Origin of the sequence: Hamadaea sp. (assembly GCF_013362815.1) — a bacterium.
GTDB lineage: Bacteria > Actinomycetota > Actinomycetes > Mycobacteriales > Micromonosporaceae > Hamadaea.
This window is the reverse complement of sequence record NZ_JABFVK010000086.1, coordinates 1-6326: the sequence shown is the minus strand read 5'-3', so window position 1 is coordinate 6326 and position 6326 is coordinate 1. Positions and strand designations below refer to the sequence as shown.

Annotated in this window: 7 protein-coding genes; 4 read left to right on the top strand and 3 right to left on the bottom strand. The window is 71.1% G+C overall.

The genetic code is table 11. From position 1 onward, the window contains the following. Positions 1-287: DoxX family protein (locus tag HOV77_RS30075; RefSeq protein WP_290868247.1), on the bottom strand; the 287-nt coding region annotated here is incomplete at its 3' end. Between the two features lie 65 nt (positions 288-352). On the opposite strand from HOV77_RS30075, the gene HOV77_RS30070 reads away from it, so the two are divergent. From HOV77_RS30070 to HOV77_RS30055, 4 genes are all read left to right on the top strand, one after another. After that, positions 353-919 (top strand): TetR/AcrR family transcriptional regulator, encoded by a 567-nt coding sequence (locus HOV77_RS30070; RefSeq protein ID WP_290868244.1) that lies wholly within the window; start codon positions 353-355, stop codon positions 917-919. Between the two features lie 9 nt (positions 920-928). Then, entirely contained in the window at positions 929-1927 is a 999-nt protein-coding gene (gene add, locus HOV77_RS30065) for an adenosine deaminase (RefSeq protein WP_290868242.1), read from the top strand. A gap of 204 nt (positions 1928-2131) precedes the next feature. Beyond that, positions 2132-2482, top strand: a complete 351-nt coding sequence (locus tag HOV77_RS30060; protein ID WP_290868239.1) for a DUF6300 family protein — start codon at positions 2132-2134, stop codon at positions 2480-2482. A gap of 2 nt (positions 2483-2484) precedes the next feature. After that, positions 2485-2607: a hypothetical protein gene (locus HOV77_RS30055; protein ID WP_290868235.1), complete on the top strand. Its 123-nt coding sequence runs from the start codon at positions 2485-2487 to the stop codon at positions 2605-2607. A 165-nt stretch (positions 2608-2772) separates the two neighbouring features. Here the strand turns inward: HOV77_RS30055 and HOV77_RS30050 are convergent, their stop codons facing one another. Both HOV77_RS30050 and HOV77_RS30045 read right to left on the bottom strand, forming a co-directional pair. After that, the gene (locus HOV77_RS30050) at positions 2773-4734 is read right to left on the bottom strand and encodes a hypothetical protein (protein WP_290868232.1); all 1962 of its coding nucleotides are present in this window, start codon (positions 4732-4734) and stop codon (positions 2773-2775) included. A gap of 1 nt (position 4735) precedes the next feature. Beyond that, positions 4736-6154, bottom strand: coding sequence for a magnesium chelatase (locus HOV77_RS30045; protein ID WP_290868229.1), 1419 nt, complete (start codon positions 6152-6154; stop codon positions 4736-4738). Positions 6155-6326: the final 172 nt, after the last annotated feature.

The window sequence follows — 6326 nt, the reverse complement described above, 5'->3', positions numbered from 1 at the left end:
CCGATGTGGGCGAGATCGCGGAAGCGGACGTGCGCCCCGACCGCCAGCGCGAAGTAGAGCACCAGGCCGATCCCGGCGGCCACCCCGAGCGGCGGCCAGACCAGCCCTACAAGCACTCCGGCGGCCCCGGCGAACAGGATCACCGCCAACAGGTTGAGCCGTTCCTCCGGTACGCCCACCCGGGCGTAGCTCGCGACGACGGAAGGCTCATGACTGAGTTTGCGAATCGCCGCATACGCCAGCAGAGCCGCGAGAACTGCGGTGACGGCGATGGTTGCTGCGAACACATCTCTGAATCTATACGCCTGTACAATTTCACGCAACGGATCAGCGCGACGACGAGGGAGAGCCCGTGCCCCAGCACAGCAACCGAGCCGAGCTGATCGACGGCGTACTGCGCTGCCTGGAGCGCCTGCCCTGGGACAGGGTCACCGCACGGGAGATCACCGCCGAATCGGGGGCGAACCTCGCCTCGATCACCTATCACTTCGGCTCGAAGGACGCCCTGCTCACGGCGGCCGTCGTCGAAGGGCTCGACCGCTGGCTCGCCGAGATCGCGGCGGCGCTGGCTGCCCTGGCGGCTCCAGGGGCAGCTGGCTTTCCGCAGGTCGCGACGGTGATCGCGGAGACGCGTCGACGCCACGAGGGACTGGCCCGCATGTTCGTCACCGCCCTGGCCCGCGCCCAGCACGACGATCGCGTACGCGAACTGCTGACCGAGGGATTCCGCCGCTCCCGGGCCGATGTCGCCCGCGTGCTCGGCCTGGGTGCGGATGCGTCCGGGACGGATGCCGGTGGCGTCGCCCTCGCCCTCTTCGACGGGCTGCTGATCCAGGCGCTGCTGCACCCCGACCTGGCGATCGACGGCGACCGGCTGACCGAGGCCGAGCGCCGCCTCCGCGACCGCCTCCCGGTCTAGTCTTCGTCCATGCGTGACCTGCGGCAGCTGCCCAAGGCGAATCTGCATCTGCATCTGACCGGGTCGATGCGCCCGGCCACCCTCGCCGAGCTCGCCGCCCGCGCCGGGCTGTCGGTGCCGCCCCCGCTGCCGGAGGGCGTCGCCCACGGCTGGGAGGCCTTCCAGGAGCGCTACGACACCGCCCGCTCCGCTGTGCGTACCAGTGATGACGTGATGCGCGTGATCCGCGAGACGATCGCGGACAGCGCGGCCGACGGTGCGGCCTGGGTCGAGATCCAGATCGATCCCACCTCGTACGCGAGCCGCCTGGGCGGCGAGGCGGCGGTGGTGGAGACGGCGCTGGCCGCCGCGGACGGACGAGCCGGGATCGTGCTGGCGTCGAGCTGGGCCGGTACGCCGGAGACCGCCACCCGGATCGCCACCCTGGCCGCGCGATATCAGCCACATGGCGTGGTGGGGTTCGGGCTTTCCAATGACGAACGACGTGGCCGGGTGGCGGACTTCGCCCGAGCGTTCCGGATCGCCGCCGACGTGGGGCTGCTCGCGGTGCCGCACGCGGGCTTCTACGAGGCGGCGTGGCACGTACGCGACTGTGTGGAGCAGTTGGGCGCGAAGCGGATCGGGCACGGGCTGACCGCCGCCGCCGACCCGGTGACGCTCGGATTCCTGGCCGAACGCGGGGTGACGCTGGAGGTATGCCCGACGTCTTACCCGCCGTTCGGGATGTCGCTGCCGCTGGCGAGCCTGATCGAGGCGGGTGTCCCGGTGGCGCTGGGGACCGACGACCCCCTGCTGTTCGGCGCCGACCTGAGCACGCAGTACGCCATCGCCCGGCGGCTCGGCCTCGACGACGCCGCGCTCGCGCAGCTCGCGCGGCACTCGATCGAGGCCTCCACCGCCCCTCCGGCGCTTCGCGCCTCGATGCTCGCCGGCGTCGACGCCTGGCTGGGCTCGCTGGGCGAGCGCGGCGACCGGGGCGAGCGCGGCGAGCGCGAGATCCCGGGATAACGCGGCCTTCCGCCCGCGAATAACGACGTCATCCCGGGACATCGCGAACGAACGCAGGGAGCGAACGAACGCAGGGAGCGAACGATCATGGAGCGCCGCGGGGGTGGATCAGCGGCGCTGGCAGGTGTCGGAGGCGACGCCCGCCTGAGATAAGGTCATTCCGCAGCAATTGGGGATGACGCGGGCGGGAGTGAGATGACCTCGGTGCAGGTGAGCGTAGCGGGTGGGCGATGCGACCTCTGCGGGGAGCGGCTCTGCCTCACCGCGCGGATCACGTCGGCGGGCCGCAGCGTCGGCCTCTGCCCTCGGTGCGACTCGGACAACCCGCACGGCGCGGAGCTCATCGCGTACTTCGCGACGCGGTCGGCGGTCGCGCCACAGGACCGGGCCGTCATCGCCGACCTGCTCGGCCGTTGGCTCGGATCACTGGACCAGAGCCGGGTCGCCGCACCGACGCCGTCCCTGGCCGAAGCAGCCGAGGCCTGGTGGTCCGGATACCAAAGAAGATCGGCTCCGGACGAGTCCGGAGCCGATCTTCGGGGTCAGACAGTCTGACTATGCGCGCGAGCAGAGCGCTGGCGAGCGGATCTGCGCGCGCGAAGCGACAGTCGGTTGCGCTTGGCCTCGTCAAGGAGCTCCTGGTGGTGGAGCTTCGCGAGTTCGAGCACGGTCTGCGGTGAGGTGAACATTGTGGACTCCTTGTCCGAGTCTTCGTCTTGCGTATCTCGTGGACAAGGAATATGTTGCCCGAGTAAGGGGCCGTAGCCATCAGGATCGGTTACGTATCTTGACCCCGCCGACCTACCTAGATCACCACACCGCCGTCTAGGTATACCTAGACCAATTCAGCCGCGTCGGCCGCGCCGCGCCCGCAGGTAGTCCGAGACTACGTAACGCCCCAGCTCCTCCGCATCCGGGGTGAACATCCGGCCCCCGTTGCGCCGGGCCACCGAGTCGACGAACCGCCGCAGCCCGGCGTCCTCGCCCAGCATGAAGAAGTTCAGCGTCGCGCCTGTCCTGGTCAGGCTGTCCACTTCGGCCATCGTCGCCTGCACCGTCTCGCGCAGCGGCGGCCAGTAGAAGACCGCCTCGCCGTCGTCGTCGATGTGCGCGGTCGGCTCGCCGTCGGTGATGACCAGGACCACCGGTTCGAACCCCGGATGCCGGTGCAGATGCCGGGCCGCCAGCCGCAACGCGTGCTGCAGGTTGGTGCCCTGGACGTAGTCCGGCTCCACCGCCGCCAGCTCCTGTTGTGACAGCACGCCGGCCACCCGGCTGAACCCGACGATCTGCAGCGCGTCCTGCGGGAACCGGGTCGCGACCAGGTGCGACAGTGCCAGCGCGGTCTGCTTCATCGGGCCCCACCGGCCGTCGGCCATCATCGAGAAGGACAGGTCCACGCACAGCGCGACCGCCGCCGACGCCCGCCGCTCGGTCTCGGCGACCTCGAAGTCCTCGACCGCCAAGGTCACGGGGACGCCCGCGCCGCCGCGGGTCACCGCCCGGGTCACCGTCCGCACCACGTCCAACGGCTGTTCATCGCCGTACGCCCACGGCCGGGACGCCCCGGTCACCTCGCCCGCAGCACCCGCGTCCCGCAAGTCGTGCTGACCACGCCGGCCTTCGGCCAGATCGGCGAAGACGCGGCGCAACGCGGTGCCCCCGAGCCGACGCAAAGCCTTGGGGCTCAACGTGAGTCCGTCAGCGCCCCGGGCGACCCAGCCCTGCCGTCGCAGTTCCCGCTCCAGCTCCTGCAGACGGCGTACGTCGTCGGCGGCGGAGCGGCCCAAATTCCGCTCGACCGCCTCGACGTCCACGTCGTCGAGCGTCGCGCCCGGATGCTCCTGCGCCAGCTGCTCGATGAGCTCGTCGAGATCGGCGATCTCGCCGAGGGCGCCGGTCGCCTCGCCATAGCCGAGGGGCTCGTCGCCGCGTACGCGAGACTGCCGGTCCCACGGCAGGTTGGGTCGCAGCGCCCGGAGATGGCTCGTCAACGCGGCCATCTGGTCGCCGAGGCCGGAACCGGCCAGCGCCTGATCCATCAGCCCTTCGAGCTCGGCCCGCTGACTCGCCGACAGCGATCGCATGAGCTGCTCGCCCGCAGCGGCCCGCCGGGCCAGGGCGTCGATGAGCTCCTCGACCGAGCCGGGTTTCTCCGGAAAGAAGTCGCCGTGTTCGCGCATGAACGCGGCGAACGCGTCTTCGGTGTCCTCGCCCCGGGAATGGCGGCCGAGTAGGTCGTTGAGGTCCGCCATCATCCGGGCCAGCCGCCGCTGCGCCTCGGGATCGTTCGCAGCCGCTCCGAGCGCGTCGCGCAGGCCGCTGAAGCGCTGCTCCAGCACCTCACGGCGCAGTCCGTCGAGGATCTGCTGATACGTCTGCCGGGCCTCTTCGCTGGCCCAGTCGTAGGTGGACAGTTCGTCCACGGCCCGGGCGGTGGATCGCGGCAGACTGTCCAAAGTAGCCTCGGCGAATCGCGCGGCGTCGTCGTCGCGCCCGGCCAGCTCCTCCCGTTCGGCGGCGAGCGCCTGGTCGAGCAGCGCCTGGGCCCTGGTCACCGCGCCGTCGAGCGAACCGCGGCGCATCGCCTCCAGCCGCATCCGCCGGGCGCGGGCGGACAGGTCGTCGAGCCCGCCCCGGCCGGACGGTCCGCGGCGCAGCAGTTCCCGCAGCGCCTCGCGCAGGCTGCCGCCGCTCAGCACGTCCGCGCCGACCTCGTCGACGGCGGCCCGCACGTCGTACGGCGGAGCCAGCGGATCGGGGCCGCCACGCCACAGGCCGTAGCGGAACCGGTTGCCGCCAGCCATCTCAGCCTCGCCCGCGCTCGGCGCCCCGATAGCGGGCGCGCCCGTCGTCGGTCAGGTCCTTGGCCAGCCGCCGGGTCAGGTGCAGCCCTTCGAGGACGAACTCCACGCCGGCCGCCGCCTCGCCCCGAGTCGGGCCGTCGCCCAACCCGAGCCGCTCCAGCGCCTTGGCCAGCCCCGGCACCGTCCCGACCTGCCGCAGCAGCTCGTCGGCGGGTACGAGGTCGCCGGTCTCGACGACTCCGCCCTCGGCGACCAGCGCGGTGAACCCGGACAGGTCGAGCCCGGCCAGATGGGCCCGGAACGTCTCGGCGGTCGCCGCCCGAAGCAAGTGGGCGAGGATCTCGGCCTCACGGCCCTCCTCGCCGCTCTCGAACTCGACCTTGCCGCGCAGCGTGCTCGTCACCGACACGGTGTCGCCGATCCGGGCAACCGGCTCATCCTCGCCTAGCAGCCCGGCCCGGCGCAGGGCCGACGCCGCAACCGTCTCGGCCGCCGCGATCGCGAACCGCGCGGAGACGCCGGAGCGCTGGTCGACCGACGGCGACTCGCGGACGTTGCGGGCGAACCGAGCCAGCACCTCCAGCACGTGCTCGGGCACCGGCGCGACCAGCTCCGCCTCCTGCCGGATCAGGTCCAGCTCCAGGTCCAGGTCGACGGGGTAATGCGTACGGATCTCGGCGCCGAACCGGTCCTTCAACGGGGTGATGATCCGGCCGCGGTTGGTGTAGTCCTCGGGGTTCGCGCTCGCCACCAGCAACAGGTCCAGCGGCAGCCGCAGCTGGTAGCCGCGGATCTGCACGTCGCGCTCCTCGAGCACGTTCAGCAGCGAGACCTGGATCCGCTCGGCCAGGTCCGGCAGCTCGTTCACCGCGAAGACGCCCCGATTGGTACGCGGAACGAGTCCGAAGTGGATGGTCTCCGGGTCGCCGAGCGTACGCCCCTGGGCGATCCGGATCGGGTCGACGTCGCCGATGAGGTCGCCGACGCTGGTGTCCGGGGTGGCCAGCTTCTCGCCGTAGCGCTGTGACCGGTGCACCCAGTGCACTCGCAGCGAGTCGCCGAACTCCTCGGCCAGGCGTACCGAGGCGGGGCTGATCGGATGCATCGGGTGCTCGTTGAGCTCCGACCCGGCGATCACCGGCGTCCACTCGTCGAGCAGCTCGATCAGCGTACGGATGAGCCGGGTCTTGCCCTGGCCGCGCTCGCCCAGCAGCACCATGTCGTGCCCGGCCAGCAGGGCGCGCTCGACCTCGGGCAACACGGTGTCGTCGTAGCCGACGATCCCCGGGAAACGCGGCTCGCCCGAGCGCATCCGGGCGAGCAGGTTCTCCCGGAGTTCCGCCTTGACGGTGCGATAGGTGTAGCCGGCCGCGCGCAACTCCCCCAGCGTCTTCGGGAGGCCTTCCGGTGTCTTCGTCACCCAACCGACGCTAGCGCGATCAACTAGTGATGGCCACGGTGAAATCGCTGTCAGCGTAAGCGTCGGTCACGTTGTTGTAGCAGTTGACCGTCACCGCGTTCGAACCCCAGTACGCGGTCGCGCAATACGTCGAGGGATCGCCGCGCGAGCCGCTTTGTGCGTACCCGTAGGG